The organism is Paenibacillus massiliensis subsp. panacisoli DSM 21345 (assembly GCF_000426545.1).
Taxonomy (GTDB): domain Bacteria; phylum Bacillota; class Bacilli; order Paenibacillales; family Paenibacillaceae; genus Paenibacillus; species Paenibacillus panacisoli.
Genome location: NZ_AUFO01000007.1, coordinates 361500 through 379602, shown reverse-complemented (window position 1 = coordinate 379602; position 18103 = coordinate 361500). Strand labels below are relative to the sequence as shown.

Sequence of the window (18103 nt, the reverse complement as noted above, 5' to 3'; positions counted from 1 at the left end):
TTGACCTTTAATAGCCATTAAAAATGCACCCCCTAGAAATTCATCGGTTAAACCAAGGGGTTTTTCCAATGTCTATTCTAAGGGGTGCACTTCAGGGCTCTCGGGACCTCGTAGTATTTGGACTCAGCCTGGTTGGCGGAATTCATCCGCAAGTATGCTCATCCAGATGGAATCGTGGTAGGCATGATCGTAATAGAGGACTTGTCGCTGCACTCCTTCCCGTACAAAGCCTGCCTTTTCATACACATGAATGGCACGATCGTTATAGCTGAATACATTCAGCTCAATGCGGTGTAGATTCAAAATGCCAAAGCCATAGCCCAGTAGTAGCCGAATGGCTTCACTGCCATAGCCTTTCCCCTGGTGGTCTGCATTGCCGATCGCAATCCGCAGATTCGCATTCCGATTCGTGGTGTCGATATCCTGAAGGGCAATATCCCCAATCAGCTCGTTTGTATCCTGCAGTCCGATCCACAGCAGCACGGATGAGGTATCGGTGACTTTGCGTTCCAGATAGCTCTGCACTCGTGCAAGGGAGAAGACAGCCTGGGTACCTGTCAGTCTACGCATATCTGGATCATTCAAAGTGCTATAGTACATCCTCGCATCCTCGACCTCGACCGGGCGTAGATATACCTTCTTCCCTTGGACCAAGCGCAAGTCCTTTGTAGCTTCATCATCGATCCACTTGCTCATATATATTTTCCCTCCGTAATAGAAATAAGCCCATTAATGGTTCCTGCATGTCCAGACTCCATTACTATAATGGATTTCTGTATACTCAGAAATAGTCAGATTGAATAAAAACTAAAGGACAGATGTATGGAGGATCACTATGATATTGGCAGGCATTCGATTTGAACCGGACTCCCCACTCTATATTCAGCTTTATGATTATATGAAGGAACAGATTGTATTAGGAGCTTGGGAGGTGAGCACTCGTCTCCCCTCCGTCCGTCAATGCGCGGACACACTCGGCATCAGTACGACGCCAGTCGAAATGGCTTATCAGCAGCTAGTCGCTGAAGGATTCGTCGAGGCACGAAATCGAAGTGGTTATCATGTGCTTCCATTGCCAGAGGATTACGCTCGTCTTGGTACCCGGACTTGGAACTATTCCAGCGCAGATACGCCCGCTCTAAAGTCATTCGTGCCAAATCCTCTGCGACCACAGCGAGAATACACCTATGATTTTCATTTGTCACGTAATGATTTTAGTCGATTTCCCCATATACAATGGCGCAGGGTGACCGCAGAGGTCATGCAGCAGTCACCAGACGTGCTGTTCTATGGCGATCCGCAGGGAGAGCTTGGATTGCGCAAGGAGATTTGTACCTATTTGGAGCATTTTCGCGGTGTACGTACCAACCCGGATCATATCGTCGTTGCAGCTGACCAAATGACTTTATTGGTCTTTCTAGCCATGCTATTGCAGGACAGATACAGTGTCATAGGCTTGGAGAACCCGGGCTACCCGCTTATAGCGGCGGCCTTTCGCCGGATGGGCTACCAGCTGGAGCGAATCCCGCTAGAGCCTGACGGAATGGATGTTAGTAGACTGCTTGCCAGTGAAGCAACGCTAGTAGCGGTAACACCATCCCATCAATATCCTCAGGGGATGGTTATGTCGGTCAGTAAACGTCTGCAATTACTGGAATGGGCTCAGCAGCAGCAGGGATATATTATTGAAGACGATTATGATGGAGAATTTCGTTATCACGGTCGTCCCATTCCGTCTCTGCAGGGCTGGATGGAGTCGAGTCGAGTTATCTATATGGGAGGCTTCTCTCAGATTATGGCGCCGGCCTTATCCCTGCATTATATGGAGCTGCCTCCTGAACTGATGGAAGCATTCCGGGCCCTACAATACGAGCTGTTATTCGAGCAATCTGCTTCTCGGATTCACCAATGCGCGATGGAGCTATTCATGAAGCGTGGTTACCTGGAGCAGCATATTCGTAAAATGCGAAAGATCTATCGCCGTAAGCACGATATTCTTGTGGAGGCGATCAAGCAGCATTTTGCAGGCTGGGGAGAGGTTATTGGACAGAATGCGGGCTTTCATATCGTGCTGAAGGTACATACGGAGCATACAGAAGCTGAGCTGCTGCAGGTGGCCAGAATGGCAGGCATTCACGTTGCATCCTCAGCTTATACCTGGCATGGGACAGGGGATCAGGAACGGCGTGAATTCATCATCGGCTTTGCCGGCATGGATGAGGAGCTAATCGAAGAAGGAATCGTGCAGTTGAGTCAAGTATGGGGGAGATTGAGAGTTCATTCTTAGTATGTTTCGAAATATTCATATAATGTAATATAATGTGACATAAAATGTATATGGAAAGAAGTTTATTGCACGGGACAACAGTTTATATGTGAATAAATATGACCTAAATCAATAAAATTTCGCTTTTGAAAATGATTTGAAAATAGTTTATTGTGCATTTTTGTTTTGTTGTGTGATACTTGTTAACATCAAAGGCGCTGGCGTATACAAGCAAGCGATTAGAGTTCGATGCCTATAAGGCGAGCTGCTGGAGATGACAGAAAGCACAGAAGGCATCCTATTATTTAAAAGGGGAAAGGTGATGTGTTCATGACAAAAGGTTGGTCCAAGAAATGGTCGGGTCCTCTGATGGCGACTGTACTCGCATCCACGATGCTCATCTCGGCGTGTGGCGGAGCTACTGAAGGACAGTCCTCCACTGGGAATGGAGGCTCTGCTGGAGCTACTACATTAAAGGTAGAGCTGTTTGATCGGGGGAATACTCCTGCAGGCTATACGATAACAGACAGCTATTTGACCAACCTCATTCAGGAGAGATTCGGCGATCCGAACAATATTAAGGTGCAATTCGTACCTGTGCCGCGCTCAGAAGAGACACAAAAGCTGAATGTTCTCATGGCCAGTAAAAGTGAAGTGCCAGATATTGTCTTCACCTACGATTCGGGTACCTTCAACCGTTATGCCGAACAAGGTGGTCTGACAGACCTCACTGAGCTACTGGATCAGCATGCACCGAACCTGAAGAAGTTTCTGGGAGAGGAGACGCTGGCATATGGTCAGTATGACGGAAGACAGTTCGCGATTCCTGGAAAACGTCTTGTACTGGGCAAGTATGCAGGATATGTTCGCCAGGATTGGCTGGACAAGCTGAATATGCCAGTTCCACAGACAACAGAGGAGCTGCACAGCACCCTTAAGGCATTTAAAGAACAGGACCCGGGAAATACAGGTGGCAAAGCCATTCCGTTCGGTATGAGCCTGGCTCCCGCTCAATATGATCCGTTAATCTGGTCGTTCATCCAGCCGCTTACGGAGGAGCAACGCTACACTCTGACTCAGCAACTCGGGTCCAGCGATTACCCAACCTTGCTGCCAGGCTTCAAGGATGCCATGAAATTCCTGAACAATCTCTATAATGAGGGGCTAATCAGCAAGGACTTCGGTCTGGATAAGGACAAGAAGCAGCTGTGGCAGGATGTTCAGAATGGTAATGTCGGATTCTACACGGATGATGCAGGCGAAATGTACTTCCCGTACAACGGCACCTATGAGAATTTGCAGAAGAACGTTCCTGGAGCTGTCATGACGCCTGTCGATGCTTTCACAGACTCTGAGGGCAAGCATTCCAAGCCGGCCTATGCACCAAATGCAATGTACGTCATGATTCCGAAATCCAGTGAAAATGTGGAGGCTGCGCTGAAGTATCTGGATTGGATGGCCTCGGATAGCAATTTGTTCGACATTCAATTTGGTATTGAAAATGAGAACTATGTCATGAAGGATGGCGTGCCTGTAGTGAAGTCCGATGCGACAGATGAAGCGAAGAACCGTCTCTACAATTTTGGAGACCTGGCTATCATCGTAAACGGTAAGTTCGCAGGAGACGATGCCAAGAATGAAGCGGCTTATATCGCACAGACGATGGACGTCTATCAAGAGGATATGCGTAAGTCAGTTGAAATCTCGAATGTGGACAATATTCAGCAGGTTCGCTTTGGTCACCCGATTGAATCAGAGGCTAAATATGGCACAACACTGGCTGACAAGTATCAGGAAATTATCGTGAAGACTGCGATGGTGAAGGCGGATCAGTTCGATGCTACCTTTGATTCGATGCTCAAAGACTATATGGCAAGTGGTGGACAGACCATTCTGGACGAGCGTACGGCAGCCTATAAGGCTATGAAAGGCCAATAAAGCATTGTCACAAGCTCATTCAAATGCTCATCAAATGCTAATTACACTAACGGACTGAACTACACATCTAACTAAAGCGTCTTAAGGGATATTGTTATGAATGTCGTATGAGTGTCGTATGAATACCTTGGCACAGTGGAGGGGCTACTAGTACCTTGGCCGAATACGATTTTGGGCTTAAATGATCTGCAAAGAGCGTGGTTAGCGGAAAGCGGGGAAGCCCTAAAGAAACGGAGTGGACGCCTTTAAGCTTGCTGTTCATCTGCTTATATATTCGTTCATTAGAACAGCAAGCTTATCAGTGGTTGACAGGGCTCCCCGCTTGAAGCGGCCCTTTACTCACATTTGATCTGGTCAAGGCAATGGTCCAAGTACTCTTCGCTGTAGCATCATTAATGATCAAGGAGAGGTGAAGGCAGTGCGGACATCCACATACCTACGAAGACATTGGCAGCTGTACGCGCTGCTAATGCTTCCTATGCTGTACTTTATTATTTTCAAGTATGGTCCAATGTACGGAGTACAGGTGGCATTTAAGGATTTTAACTTTTTTCAAGGGATCTCGGATAGTCCATGGGTCGGATTGGAATTCTTCCGTGAGGCGTTCTCGAACAACGATTTCTTCAAAGCACTGCGCAACACATTGATGCTGAATTTTCTGGACCTGATCGTATCCTTTCCAGCTCCGCTGATTCTCGCTATTATGCTCTATGAGCTGAAGGTCAAGTGGTTCAAGAAGCTATCGCAGACGATTCTATACATTCCACACTTTATTTCGTGGGTGATTATTGGCGGCATTGTGCTACAGGTATTCGGTACCCAATCCGGCTTTATTAACAACTTGCTGACAAGTCTTGGTCTTGATGCAATCCCGTTCCTCGCCGACAAAAATTACTGGCTGATTACCTACCTGCTCGTTGGGGTATGGCAAAGCGCGGGATGGGGCACGATTCTCTATTTGGCTGCGTTGACGGGCATTAACAAGGAACTGTTCGAGGCTGCTGAGGTCGATGGAGCAGGGCGTTTCAAGAAGATCTGGCACATATCTATCCCAGGCATCAAGACGACAATTGTTACCTTGCTTATTATTAACCTTGGGAATATGATATCGATAGGATTCGACCGTCCTTACATCATTGGTAACGTTGCCGTCAGAGATTATGCTGAGGTGCTGAGTACATTCGTGTACCGCGTAGGTCTTCAGTCCGGGCAGATCTCCCTGGCTACGGCAGTGGGCTTGTTCCAGGCTCTTGTCGGATTGATCTTCCTGCTCGTGGCTAACTATACATCCAAGAAGCTTACAGACGAGAGCATATTGTAGATCTAACGTACAATGATGTATTGAAAGGGGAAAGAAGCGATGAGCGAGCACACTTCAAATCGGATATTCGATATCTTTAATGTCCTGTTGATTTCGGTAGTCATTCTGCTGTGTTTGACACCCTTTATCCATATTGTCGCAATATCCTTAAGTTCCAGCCGTCCGATCATGGCAGGTCTCGTCTCTTTTATACCGGTCGAATTTACACTGGATGCCTATAGTAAAGTATTTGCGGACATGTCGATGATTCGATCACTGGGCTTTACCATTTTTCTAACGCTGCTTACGACCGTGCTGTCTATGCTGATGACCATTATGGCGGGTTATGCCATGTCGAAGCGGAACCTGCGCGGTCGTAAATGGATCATGCTGATTATTGTGGTTACGATGTTTTTTAGCGGGGGAATTATTCCGGACTATATTCTGATTCGTAATCTGGAGCTGTTGGATTCGATTTGGGCGCTCGTACTGCCGAACTTGATCAGTCCCTTCTATATGATTATTCTCATCTCCTTTCTGCACGGGATTCCCGAAAGCCTGGAGGAGGCGGCCGAGATTGACGGCAGCAGTCACATAGGGACATTGTTTCGCATTATTCTCCCCTTGTCGTTACCGGTGCTGGCTACGCTTAGTCTGTTCTACGCAGTAGGCCGCTGGAATGGGTTCCAGGATGCCTTGATGTATATTTCGAAGCCAGAGCTGTACCCGCTGCAGCTTAAGCTCTATCAGATGATTCAGAATAATCAGGTGAGTGAGATGATGCAGGAAGGGATAGGGATGGCACAAATGATGCCGGAAAGCCTGAAGGCAGCCAGCGTCGTATTCTCAACTATTCCGATCCTGATCGTGTACCCGTTTTTGCAGCGTTTCTTTATCAGTGGAATTACGGCAGGTGCCGTGAAGGGCTAATGAGGAGGAGTATATTCATGATCTCTTTACGAGAGCAGTTGACAGAGGAGCAGCGTTATTTGGTAGACCAGGCTATGCATTTGATGGATGGTCTCTACGATGATGAGCAAGGGCTGTTGCAGGATGAAGAAGTACCGGAACGCCATGATACCCGAAGTAGTGTCCATTATGCATTAGGTCTGTTGATACGTGCAGGTGAAGGGGACATCACCCGCGCCTGCACCCTGCTACATCAGGTAATGGATTTGCAATTTGATCTACCGGATGAAATCTATCACGGTACCTTTCGTACGGCACCCGAGCGACCAGATCCACCTGCTGGGAACTACGCCTGGAAGGAGTTTGCACCCGGCTTCACCTATTTCTGGGATGATACTCTGGACAGGATCGGGCAGCAACTAAGCATCCAATGGAACCAGAATACGAATATGGGGCCCGATGCATCGGATTCCCGGTTCATTATACAATCTTTGCGCGATGCGGCCGATAAGGTCATTCCGCGTGTCTGGAGAAGCTACGATCCGAACTGGAGAGAGTTCATTGCTTGTGCATTTGCTATTATATTGGAGCATTTTGAGCATATTCTGCCTTCCGAGGTGGTAGCCCGAATGGACGAGTGCATGGTAAAGACGGTGGGAGCTTCCATAGATCGCCGTGGCTCGGATGCTATCCCCATGAATACCAATATTGAACTTATGCATATTTTCGCCGTTCACTATTTCGGATATCGCTTGAAGCGGCAGAATTGGCAGGAGCATGCCCAGCTTCAGGCCGAGCGATTGCTGGTTGAATTCCGTGAATTCGGTAGCTTCGCCGAGTTCAATACAACGACTTACTACGGTGTCGATCTAACCGTGCTTGGGATGTGGAGATGTTATGGGCGTACCGCTGCTCTTAAGGAGATTGGAGCCGAGATTGAAGAGGGGCTATGGCGGAATATTGCGCTGTTCTACAACCCTGAGCTTGAGAATGTGTCTGGTCCCTTCGCAAGAGCCTATGAAATGGAAATGCTGGGGCACAGCTCGATGGGCGTTTTCATTTATCTGGCCTTAGGACAGGACTATAAGCATTTGACGCTTCCCAATTGTGAGACAAGTCATGATCCGATGATTGCGCTGGTTGGCGTGAATGTACCAGAGGATGTGCGGCAGCAGCTCGCCACTCATGCTGGAGACCGTAGAGTGGATAAGCAGTTTCGTGAGCTCTGTGAACGTAATAAGCCTGGAGAGAATCGTCATCTCTGCACAGCGAGTGCGTGGATTGAGCGCTCCCGCATGATTGGAGCGATGTCTGGGAGTCGCAATACGAATGGTCAGATGCATTCCGCAACCATACACTGGAAGTCAGTCAGTGGGGATAAGTATTATATGCGGCTGATTCGAAGGGAAAAGGGCAAGGGCTGGAACACTCATCTGAAAGGTATTGTTTTCGACGCTAAGGTGGATAAAGACCGCTTGTCTGCAGAGGTAAGTCTGGATACGGAGTTGGATGTCGAGGTGTACTTTGAGATTGAGGGACCGGGTCTATCACAAGCGGAGATTACGGCTGACAGCTGGAAGCTACCCGGACTATCCTGCAAGGTAGATAGCAAGGCGCCGCATCCTCATGTTATTCGGACAGATAACCGGATTGAAATCGTATACGCTCATCTCGGGACGAATGTTAACGGTCATATGAGCTTTGATCTGGAGCTGGACCCTGTGGCCGAATAGAAGGAAACATAACCATTCGTAATGCCATCTCAAGCGACTCCTTTTGAACATACTGTAACCTTGAAGTTGCACTGTATTTATATGGTTAATGTTCAAAGTCCTCCGGCACTGCCGGAGGCTATTTTTCTAGCTTGAATCCACGAAAAGGAAGTTATGGACATGGAAAATACAGCGGTCATCCCATTAGGAGCCAAAAGAGATCTATATCGGCTTCGGCTTCTCTATTTGCTGACGGGTACAGCAGGAGGGCTATTTAATCCTTATTTGACAACATTATTAGTGCACCAGAAGATGAATGCGAGCATCGTAGGAGGAATGATGTCTGTAGGGATATTGCTGTCGATCATCGTACAGCCGATCTGGGGAGTGCTGGTGGACCGCTACCGTCAGACGAAAGGAGTGCTCCTGCTAGCGATTATTATACCGGCAGTGCTCTCCTTTTTTTATAGCTTTCAAATCTTTGCTGTTATCGTATTCGCTTATATTATCTCTATTATCTTCAGTACAACGCAAAGTCCAATTGCAGACTCTTATGCAGTGTCGGCTGCCCGCGCAGCGGGTACGTCCTATGGAACGATTCGCATGCTGGGCAGCCTCGGGACTGCGCTGGGAGGCTATGCGGGTGGTTTTTATTTATCGCATTTCGAGATTACTCGACTATGGTTACCCTTCCTGCTGCTAAGTCTGGCGGGGGCTGCGACGGTGCTCAGTCTGTCAAATAACAAGCGTGAGTATGCAGCGGCACCGGTATCTCTCTCGGAAGGCTTGCGTGAACTGCTGGGAAATCGTCTGTTCTTGCTGTTTTTGATTGCCTGCTTTTTTGTGAATCAGACACTGACAGCTTACAATTCGTTTTTTGTGCTTGCTTTTCAGGAGGCAGGGGGGAGCTATTCACTTGTGGGAACGGCCCTGCTGCTCGCTTCCCTGACCAATGTGCCTTCGATGCTGCTGGCAGCGAAAATACTCAAGGCGTGGGGACATGAGAGAACGCTGTTGCTCGCTGCTTTCTTCTACGCCCTGCGCTGGGCTATACAATGGCTGTTTCCGATTCCTATGGTTATGGTTGGCATCCAGGTGCTGCACGGCTTATCGTTTGGTCTGTTCTACGTCGCCGCTGTGGAATATGTGGCAGCCGCTGCGGGCAAGAGGATGCAAGCAACAGGACAAAGTATCTTTAATATGGTGTTTTCCGGTCTTGGAGGGATTGTAGGGAATTTGCTTAATGGCTTTCTCTTTTCGAGTGGAGGTGCCAATGTCATGTATTTTGCATGTACAATTAGTGCACTAATCGGGGCGGGCATGCTATATTGGATAAATAAAATGGCCAAGCGGGTTGTTGTGTCACATTAGATGACATTAACTCGACTCATGAACAGAAGATCAGGCAACTCCTTCTGATTCCGACCAAAGAAAAAAATGGGGGGATGGCGAATGAAGCGGAGTTGGTCTAGCAGGATGATGTTCTCCTATTTTCCCATCTTTCTGCTGACAGTGTCGATCCTGATTTTCCTGTCAATTGTTATTGTTGGGGAGCTATCGCGAAATGAGACGACCAAGGCCAATCGAATTTCTACAGGCTATGTGGTTGACTCCGTGAGCAATGCGCTAAAGAGTGCCGAGTTGTCACTGCTGCAGGAAATGGAGACCAATGAAAGGTATGGCAATTTCCTTAGTGGACGGGATGAGGAAGGTAACCTCACACACCTCTACTCGACAGTCAATGATATGCGACGGTTGCTGGTGCGTAATGATCTGATAGATTCCCTGTATATTTATCGTGCTGTAGATGGAAAGGTACTGACCTTGAATGGTTTGGTTGATCTGGATGTGTTCGCAGACCGAGCGTTTCTGGAGATGGCGCTAAGGGACAAGGAAGAGCGCGGCTGGAGTCCTGTGCGTAAGCTGCGGCTGGCAACCTCGGAATCAGAGCGAAGGGTAATCAGCATGTACAAGCAGCTTCCATTGCCGTTCGGGCAGGAGGGCGTAGTCGTCGTCAGTCTGAGTATGTACCGATTGGAACGAATGATCAATGATATGGTCAATAGCCAGGTCTCTTTTTTGCGAGTTGTTAACGATGATCGTGAGCTCGTATATACTCCAGATCTGGTCGAGGATTCAGCACAGACGAATGTCTTGACCGCGATACGGTTGGATAGTACAGGCTGGACATTCGAGAGCGGTATTCGGGCTGGAGAGCTGTTCGCCTGGATGTCGGTCGTGTCTTATGTATGGATCATACTTGGCATTTTGACGGTAGCGGCAGGCACAGCATACATTCTGTACATCACCCGTAAGAACTACCGCCCCATCAAGGTCATGCTTAATCGGATTCAGGAGCTACAGCTTAGGCAGGAGCCGACAGGTACAGGTGTGAGAGCGAGAAATGAACTGCTCATCATTGATCAGGCGCTAGAGAACCTGATTGAGCAGACCGTCAATTATCAGAAGCAATATGATGAGAATATGCTCGTACAGCGCAGGCAGCTCTTTCTGAATCTGCTGGAGGGTGAAGCATTACCGATCCCGGATGAAATCCTTGAGCGCTTTAAGCTGTTCTCTGCGTCAGTAGGGCAATATGCCTTTGTCACAGCCGAGATCAACCAATATGACCAGTTCCGTGAGAGCCATGCATTAAAGGATCAGAGTGTGCTGAAGCTGACGCTGATGAATTTGCTGCGGGAGCTCACGTATCAGGAAGGATTGGAGGGTTGGGCAGAATGGGTGAGCAGTAGCCGAATCGGTCTGATCATCGGTTTTCCAATGGAAGCAGAGGTGGATACCCAGCAGCTCCGCAGGCTCGCTGAAGCTTGTCTGCGCTGGATCACTGACAATTTGGGGTTGTCTCTCGCGATCGGCGTTGGGCCTGTCGTCAAGGGGCTGGAGGCAATCTCAACATCTCGTGAGGCGGCGGACATCGCACTACAGCATAAGTTGTCGCTAGGGCAGAATATGGTTGTCTTAAGCGATCATTTACCCGACAAGACAACTCTGCAGTCCTATCAATATCTTCAGCAGTTGGGCGAGCTTGTCCGTGACTTCCGGCTGGCTGATGAGCGCTGGCGGCGCAAGCTGGAGGAATTGTTCATTTCTTTTCGCAACGATCAGATTAGAGATGAAGAGATTCGCATGATGCTGTATACGCTCATTCAGATGCTTGGACGCGAGTTGAGTGAGGTGTCGGACAGTCTGCAGCGAATTTTTGAGGAACCTAGTCTTCAGTCCTATTATCGGGAAATTGAGGCTGAGACGACGCTGTCCCAGGTGCAGGCCGTGATGCTACGCTGGCTGGGAGAGATCTATCGAATCTATGTATCGGTAAATGAGTCGAAGAGCTACAGGGCCATGATCAGTGAGATGAAAGTCTATATTGAAGAGAATTTTGCTAATCCAGATCTATCATTGAAGCATTTGAGTGATCGATTTCAGATTTCGGGGAAGTATGCGAGCTATTTATTCAAGGAAGAGTTTGATATGAAATTCGTGGATTTCCTTACCCAACTACGTATGCAGCGTGCGGAATATTTGCTGGCAACCACAGCTGAGACGCTACAGGACATCGCCCAGCAGGTGGGCTATGCGAATTCTATCACCTTCGGTCGGGTATTCAAACGGATCGTAGGAGTTACTCCGGGTGACTACCGCAAGCTGGGTATGAAGCCGGGGGAGGCTCAGGAGTAGGCATGAGATTCAAATGATACATTATGGATACACCTCCTCGCTCAAGCTATGTTATGTTAGAAGGAGTGATTCTTCTACTAAATTTTTCATCCGGGGAGTAGAGAGATGTCTTTTCGATTGAAGACGGTATTAATCATGACATTTGTGATCGTGTCCTTATTGCTGACAACCAGCCTGAGCTGGGTGCTGAACAAAAAATCCGCAGACACGGTCCGGACAGAGGTTGGTCAATCCCTGATGGGAATGGCGAACCATATGGCGGATAAGCTGGATAATTTCATGTGGTCACGAAGTGGAGAAGTGGATCTACTGGGGAATCTGGTTGCTTCGCAGGGCAAGCCTGATCCAGATCAAGTCCGTAGCATGATTCATCAACTTCAGACTAGCTTCCCTTCTTTCTCCTGGGTAGGCTTCACGGACCCGCAAGGTAAAGTGCTGGCTGCTACAGGACGTATATTGGAGGGGAAGAGTCTGGCTGAAAGGCCTGTCTATCTGGAAGGCATTAAGGGAAAGTTCATTGGAGACGTGCATGATGCAGTTCTTCTGGCATCCTTGCTGCCGAATCCGACCGGAGAGCCCTTGCAATTCGTAGATATCAGTATCCCGATTAAGGATAAAGAAGGAACGCTATATGGGGTGTTAGCGGCACATATGAGCTGGGCTTGGGCAGATGAGGTGCAGAAGACTGTGATGGAACCGGAGGCGGCGCGCAATGAGTCCGTGGAAATGTTCATCGTCAGCAAGAACGATCAAACCATCCTGCTTGGCCCAAGGTCCATGGTAGGTATGCCGCTCCAGCTGCCGAGCCTTGAGGCGACCAAGAGGGCTAAGGACGGCTGGGCTGTCGAGACGTGGCCAGACGGCAAGAGCTATCTCACGGGATATGCTTATGGGGATGGATATCTGGACTATCCGGGCTTGGGCTGGACTGTAGTGGTGCGTCAGCCAGAGCCGGAGGCTTTTTCCTCAGTTACCAGCCTCCTCCGCTTCAACCTGCTCGCAGGTGGAGCAGCTGTCTTGCTGTTCGCGCTTATTGGCTGGGTGCTTGCTGCCCGAATATCATTGCCTATTCGTACGCTGACTCGCCATGCCAACCGATTAAAGGAAGGGGAGATTCGTGAGATTCCCCAGACTGGTGGCTTTCAGGAGATCAGCACGTTGTCCCGTTCACTGCGGGAGATGGTAGAGGCTGTATCCAAGAAGGAGACAGAGCTTGGAATCATGCAGAACCTGGCTCATTCGGACCAGCTTACGGGGCTGCCGAACCGTATCGCATTGGAGAGCTATCTGGAGAAGGCAATCACTACTGTAGATGCTAACAGGCATACGTTAACCTTCCTATATATTGATCTGGATGGCTTCAAGCTTGTGAATGACACACGAGGGCATCAGACCGGAGATATTCTGCTGCAAAAGGTGGCTCAGCGACTTGTTGAGCTGCTGTCGGAAGGGGATATTGCGGTTCGTCTAGGTGGTGACGAGTTCCTGATTGTCATGCATACACCGCGCGATCATCAGTTTGAGAAGGCTGGACAGCTTGCGGAGCAGGTCATTGCTGCCATGAATCGGCCTTTCGTCATTGATTACCAGCAGGTTCACATCGGCTGCAGTATAGGCGGTGCCGTCTACCCTGATCATAGCCTGCAATTTGATGAGGTGCTGAATCTGGCGGATGAGGGATTGTACCGCTCCAAGCGTGCTGGCAAAAACACTGTATTTTTCTATGGTCGTGACTTTCAACTGTAGCTAGCGTGCTATTAGTATTCTGACTATGATCATCTCGAATAACTAATCTTGATTATAAGTATGCTGAACTTGATTATAAGTATGTTGAATAGGAAGGACTGTATATGTAGAGTATCTGCACTGGAGTTGGCAGATACTCTTTTTTTGTTGCACAAACGTATTCCAGAAGAACTTGCAGATTCAGTTGAAGAGTGTACTATTAGCTGAAATTGGTGTCAAAGGCTGTCGAATGGTAATTAAATTTTGAAAAACAGCACAGTTAATAGGACTATTGTGATAGGATGTAGGAAAAATATACTAGAAATGGAGAGTTGGTTATGATCAAGCGCTGGTTGTCCGCTTCAATGGTTCTAGTTCTGCTACTGATGGTGAGCTCTACTGCCTTTGCCCATCCGGGAAGAACAGACAGTAAGGGAGGCCACTATTGCCAGACGAATTGTGCCAAGTGGGGGCTTGAAGACGGCGAGTATCACAAACATAACGGTGGAAGTAGTTCGGGGTCTGGCAAGAGCTCTAGCTCAGATTCAAAGTCCAAGTCCTCCTCAAGCACCCAAAAGAGCACAGCCTCATCTACTCCGTCCTATAAGAGTTCCGACCTACAGGTGTATGTGGATGGTAGCAAGCTGAGCCTCACGAATCGTCCATTGCTTATCGAGCAGACTAATGTAGTGCCGCTCCGTGATATTGCAGACGCCATGGAAGCCACGCTGAGCTGGGATCAGCAAGCCGGTAAGGTTGAAGTGATTCGTGGAGAGCACAAGCTGACCCTCCAGATCGGGAGCAAAACGGTGTACTACGGCGAGACGGCGGATACTGTGCAGGTAGCTCCCAAAGTCATCAATGGGGTAACGTATGTGCCTCTTCAGGTTGTAGCCAGAGGACTAGGGGCTCAGGTGGAATATATTAGCGCTGAGCAAAGATTCAATATAACCTTGAAGTAGAGCAAGATGACGCTTATAGCAGTACGTAGATATGAAATCGACAAAGGAAACTCCAATCTGGGGTTTCCTTTTTTGTATAAATGCGTTGTGGTGATGCCGACTATAGAACTGATCTATAGTGAACCTCTGTGTCTAAACCTCGGAATTTATGGGTAATGGAAAAGCAAGAACGACCTAGAGGAATCAAGGTAGTCCAGAGAGGACAAGGTGGTTGAGAGTAATCAAAGGAGATCAAAATAGAATGGAAATAGATCAAGCAAATAAATAAACATCTAAGGAAGATCAATAGGGCTAAAAATAGATCCAGATAAATCCAATATAGTGTAAGAAAGCGGGGGTTATATGTCAAAAGCTATCTCAACGACAACTATAATCGAATTGATTCTGCAAGGAAATGAGCTCGAGCTGCAAGGCTTGATCGAAAAGCTGCATCCCTACGATGTAGGCCAATTGTACAGAGACCTGGTTCTGGATCACCAATTCAAGCTGCTGAGCCAGATGACTGCAGAGCAAGTAGCAGCCCTGATCCCGGAGCTGGAGCCTGAGGAGCAGTCCGAGGCTTTCGGGTTAATGGACCCGGAGCAGCAGATGCTGGTCGTCGCAGCTATGGAAGATGATGACCTTACTTATATGCTGGATGCCCTGAATACAGAAGAGAAGCATAAGCTATTGTCTACTCTGGAGGCTGAGTATTCCGCAGTCATTAGGCGAAGAATGAATTATCCTTCGGAGACAGCTGGACGAATGATGACGAGTAGATATCTGGCTGTACCGATTCATTCGAGTGTACAAGCAATCGTTGGACAACTAAAAGTAATGCTGCCTGTCCTTGAAAGTGTGAGCTATGTCTACGTCGTGGACAAGAACGAAGGACTGCTCGGTGTCTGCTCCTATCGTGATCTCTTGTTAGCCGAGCCAGATGATCTTGTAGAGAGCTTCATGAATACGGAAGTTATTACGATTCCGGCGGATATGGATCAGGAGGAGGTCGCGCGTACGATCCGCAAGTATGATCTCTTAGCGCTGCCTGTAGTGGATGAGCAGCACAGGATATGCGGCATTATCACCATTGATGATGCCGTAGATGTAGTCGTGCGGGAGGCAGATGAGGATATTGGGCGTTTGTCAGGATCAGGCAAGGAGATCGGCCTTCATACACCGGCACTTACCGCTTCCCTCAGGCGCTTGCCCTGGCTGGTGCTGCTGCTCTTCATTGGTCTGGTGTCAGGCAGCATTATTGCCGGGTTTGAGGATACTCTAACCCAGGTTGTGGCGTTGGCCTTTTTTATGCCCATGATTGCAGGAATGACGGGAAATACAGGTACGCAATCTCTTGCTGTGATTGTACGAGGGCTTGCCTCCGAGCGATTGAATCGGCGCAAGCTCTGGAAGCTGCTTCTGCGTGAGCTGCAAGTGGGTGTTACCATTGGAGCCTGCTGCGGAGTGTTGATATTTCTCATTGCCTATCTCTGGAGGGGAGATATGATGCTGGGTCTCGTCGTGGGAATTTCTCTGTTCCTGACATTGGTTATCGGCACCATGTCGGGAACTGTAATTCCTTTGCTGCTGAACCGACTGAAGGTAGATCCTGCTGTAGCGTCAGGCCCGCTGATTACGACCATCAATGACATTCTCTCCTTGTTCATTTACTTTAGCATAGCTACGGCACTGCTAACCCTACTTTAGTAGAGGTCCAATTCATATCTCTGGAGGAAGGTGTCTTATGCTTAAAGATGTATATTTGCGAAATGCGCTTCGTATTCTGCTGACTATGCTGATCCTGTATATGGCGAACAAGCTGAGTTTTCTATTCACTCCAGTATTCAGTGTGGCCTTTCTGATCCTTGCTCCGGTTGTCATAGCGGGTTTCTTCTATTATATACTGCGTCCGCTAATTCATTATATGGACAAGCTTCATGTTCGCCGGATGATATCCGTATTGCTCATCTATCTATTCGCAGCTGTTGCCAGTGCAGTCTTCATGATTTGGATCTGGCCGTCCCTGCAGGAGCAGGCCGTAAGCTTTGCGGAGAATGCCCCGGATATGATCCAAAATGCAAGAATCGCTCTGGAGGAGCTGCGGCGGCACCCATTTTGGGCAGGAGTGATCCCTGAGCAATCAGATTTGCTGAATCGGGTATCCGAATTTTTGGATCATTTTATCAACCTAGCTATTCATTCGATTTCAAATTGGATGACGACGATCACAAATATTGTGCTGGTTGTATCGACAGTTCCCATCGTACTGTATTACATGCTCAAGGAAGGGGAGAAATTCAGAACTGGTCTCGGAAATCTGGTTCCGCACCATTATCGTGATGATGTCCAAATCATGCTGCATGATATTGACAAGGCCTTAGGTGGATTCATTATGGGGCGCTTCATCGTGACCTTCCTAATGAGCATACTCATCTATGTGGGCTTTCTCATCATTGATCAGCCCTATCCACTCCTGATGACACTCATCTCAGCTATCTTTAATTTCATCCCATATTTCGGACCGATCCTATCCACGATTCCGATTGTGATTGTCGCCTTCATTGACTCCCCCATGACGGCGCTATGGTCATTAGTCATCATTATTGTGGCACAGCAGATTGAGAGCAATGTGTTCTCACCAGTTGTTTACGGGAAAAGTATGGATCTTCATCCGCTTAGTGCGGTGCTTGTCAGCATTGCAGGTGTTAAGGTTGGCGGATTCTGGGGTTTGCTGCTGGCCATTCCTGTATATATGGTAGTCAAAGTGCTGCTGCGTCGTGCCTATAGTGTAATGATGCTCAAACGACTGGAATAGTGCTTGGCAGGTTGTGGTCTTATGCTGACTACGAGCGCATGAATCGTGCAGCATAGGGCCATATTATGGGCACACGGCGATCGAAATGTGATGTAGAGTATTTTTACAGCCAAGATTTAGTGTGCAGAGGTTGCTGAATACACACATGACTTTGTATTGGGCCGATGATACATATATAATTGTGGTAAATAAGATTGAATATAGTTTAAATTGTTGTCAATTTATATGCTTTAGAGATGAATTTGTGTTAAAATAGAGCAAGAAAGTAGGTGAACAACGTGATTGAAATCAATCGTCCAGAAGAGGCTCTGAAGCTTGAGAATCAGCTTTGCTTTGCCATATATGCGTGTTCGCGTGAGATAACCAAGCTGTATCAGCCTTACTTGGAGCAGCTTGGCGTTACTTATTCACAGTATCTCGTCCTGATGGTGCTGTGGGAGAGAGGGACTTCAACAGTCAAGGAACTTGGCGATGCCCTGCATCTGGATTCAGGAACGCTTACTCCGTTGCTGAAGCGGCTGCAGAGCTCTGGCTTGATCCACCGGGAACGCTCGCAACAGGATGAGCGCAAAGTGATGATCAGCTTGACGGAGGAAGGAGATCAGCTGCGCTTGAAGGCTGCCTCTATCCCTGGAGCCATTCGTGGGAAGGTGTGCTTCTCGACTCAGCATTTTCAGTCTTTGCTAGAGGAATTTAATGATCTTTTGCAACGCGTTCATGCGTGTAATCTAGAGCCCAAAGAGTAGAGCTAGGCCCCTATGGAAGGGACTGTTCCAGCCGCGGAGGATTTTTGCAGCG

General features: G+C 48.2%; 13 protein-coding genes. 12 read left to right on the top strand and 1 reads right to left on the bottom strand.

The genetic code is table 11. The annotated features are described in order from the left end of the window. Nucleotides 1-123 precede the first annotated feature (123 nt). Complete coding sequence (locus K331_RS0104860) at nucleotides 124-696, bottom strand: GNAT family N-acetyltransferase (protein ID WP_028589417.1); 573 nt, start codon at nucleotides 694-696, stop codon at nucleotides 124-126. A 139-nt stretch (nucleotides 697-835) separates the two neighbouring features. Here K331_RS0104860 and pdxR point away from each other — a divergent pair, with 139 nt between their 5' ends. The 12 genes from pdxR (at nucleotide 836) to K331_RS0104800 (ending at nucleotide 18051) form a co-directional block, all read left to right on the top strand. After that, the gene (pdxR, locus tag K331_RS0104855; RefSeq protein ID WP_028589416.1) at nucleotides 836-2287 is read left to right on the top strand and encodes a MocR-like pyridoxine biosynthesis transcription factor PdxR; all 1452 of its coding nucleotides are present in this window, start codon (nucleotides 836-838) and stop codon (nucleotides 2285-2287) included. Nucleotides 2288-2596: 309 nt separating this feature from the next. Further along, the gene (locus K331_RS0104850) at nucleotides 2597-4204 is read left to right on the top strand and encodes an extracellular solute-binding protein (RefSeq protein WP_036634175.1); all 1608 of its coding nucleotides are present in this window, start codon (nucleotides 2597-2599) and stop codon (nucleotides 4202-4204) included. Nucleotides 4205-4673: 469 nt separating this feature from the next. Continuing rightward, complete coding sequence (locus tag K331_RS0104845; RefSeq protein WP_404821469.1) at nucleotides 4674-5525, top strand: ABC transporter permease; 852 nt, start codon at nucleotides 4674-4676, stop codon at nucleotides 5523-5525. A gap of 39 nt (nucleotides 5526-5564) precedes the next feature. After that, nucleotides 5565-6434, top strand: coding sequence for a carbohydrate ABC transporter permease (locus K331_RS0104840; RefSeq protein WP_018883429.1), 870 nt, complete (start codon nucleotides 5565-5567; stop codon nucleotides 6432-6434). A gap of 17 nt (nucleotides 6435-6451) precedes the next feature. Continuing rightward, nucleotides 6452-8146: a hypothetical protein gene (locus K331_RS0104835; protein ID WP_028589414.1), complete on the top strand. Its 1695-nt coding sequence runs from the start codon at nucleotides 6452-6454 to the stop codon at nucleotides 8144-8146. Between the two features lie 159 nt (nucleotides 8147-8305). Then, on the top strand, nucleotides 8306-9496 hold the full coding sequence (locus tag K331_RS0104830) for an MFS transporter (protein WP_028589413.1): 1191 nt from the start codon (nucleotides 8306-8308) through the stop codon (nucleotides 9494-9496). An 81-nt stretch (nucleotides 9497-9577) separates the two neighbouring features. After that, nucleotides 9578-11824: a helix-turn-helix domain-containing protein gene (locus tag K331_RS0104825; RefSeq protein ID WP_028589412.1), complete on the top strand. Its 2247-nt coding sequence runs from the start codon at nucleotides 9578-9580 to the stop codon at nucleotides 11822-11824. 105 nt (nucleotides 11825-11929) lie between these two features. Next, nucleotides 11930-13570, top strand: coding sequence for a sensor domain-containing diguanylate cyclase (locus K331_RS0104820; protein ID WP_018883425.1), 1641 nt, complete (start codon nucleotides 11930-11932; stop codon nucleotides 13568-13570). 317 nt (nucleotides 13571-13887) lie between these two features. Then, entirely contained in the window at nucleotides 13888-14511 is a 624-nt protein-coding gene (locus K331_RS0104815) for a copper amine oxidase N-terminal domain-containing protein (protein WP_028589411.1), read from the top strand. Between the two features lie 342 nt (nucleotides 14512-14853). Further along, entirely contained in the window at nucleotides 14854-16197 is a 1344-nt protein-coding gene (gene mgtE / locus K331_RS0104810) for a magnesium transporter (RefSeq protein WP_028589410.1), read from the top strand. A 37-nt stretch (nucleotides 16198-16234) separates the two neighbouring features. Then, nucleotides 16235-17305 carry an AI-2E family transporter gene (locus tag K331_RS0104805; protein ID WP_028589409.1) on the top strand — a complete coding sequence of 357 codons (1071 nt, stop codon included), beginning with the start codon at nucleotides 16235-16237 and terminating at the stop codon, nucleotides 17303-17305. 281 nt (nucleotides 17306-17586) lie between these two features. Continuing rightward, nucleotides 17587-18051, top strand: a complete 465-nt coding sequence (locus K331_RS0104800; RefSeq protein WP_028589408.1) for a MarR family winged helix-turn-helix transcriptional regulator — start codon at nucleotides 17587-17589, stop codon at nucleotides 18049-18051. Nucleotides 18052-18103 lie beyond the last annotated feature (52 nt).

Excerpts from the sequence above, each read along its gene's own strand:
- K331_RS0104860 (WP_028589417.1), bottom strand. The coding sequence starts at position 696 with ATGAGCAAGTGGATCGATGATGAAGCTACAAAGGACTTGCGCTTGGTC.
- pdxR (WP_028589416.1), top strand. The coding sequence starts at position 836 with ATGATATTGGCAGGCATTCGATTTGAACCGGACTCCCCACTCTATATT.
- K331_RS0104850 (WP_036634175.1), top strand. The coding sequence starts at position 2,597 with ATGACAAAAGGTTGGTCCAAGAAATGGTCGGGTCCTCTGATGGCGACT.
- K331_RS0104845 (WP_404821469.1), top strand. The coding sequence starts at position 4,674 with ATGCTTCCTATGCTGTACTTTATTATTTTCAAGTATGGTCCAATGTAC.
- K331_RS0104840 (WP_018883429.1), top strand. The coding sequence starts at position 5,565 with ATGAGCGAGCACACTTCAAATCGGATATTCGATATCTTTAATGTCCTG.
- K331_RS0104835 (WP_028589414.1), top strand. The coding sequence starts at position 6,452 with ATGATCTCTTTACGAGAGCAGTTGACAGAGGAGCAGCGTTATTTGGTA.
- K331_RS0104830 (WP_028589413.1), top strand. The coding sequence starts at position 8,306 with ATGGAAAATACAGCGGTCATCCCATTAGGAGCCAAAAGAGATCTATAT.
- K331_RS0104825 (WP_028589412.1), top strand. The coding sequence starts at position 9,578 with ATGAAGCGGAGTTGGTCTAGCAGGATGATGTTCTCCTATTTTCCCATC.
- K331_RS0104820 (WP_018883425.1), top strand. The coding sequence starts at position 11,930 with ATGTCTTTTCGATTGAAGACGGTATTAATCATGACATTTGTGATCGTG.
- K331_RS0104815 (WP_028589411.1), top strand. The coding sequence starts at position 13,888 with ATGATCAAGCGCTGGTTGTCCGCTTCAATGGTTCTAGTTCTGCTACTG.
- mgtE (WP_028589410.1), top strand. The coding sequence starts at position 14,854 with ATGTCAAAAGCTATCTCAACGACAACTATAATCGAATTGATTCTGCAA.
- K331_RS0104805 (WP_028589409.1), top strand. The coding sequence starts at position 16,235 with ATGCTTAAAGATGTATATTTGCGAAATGCGCTTCGTATTCTGCTGACT.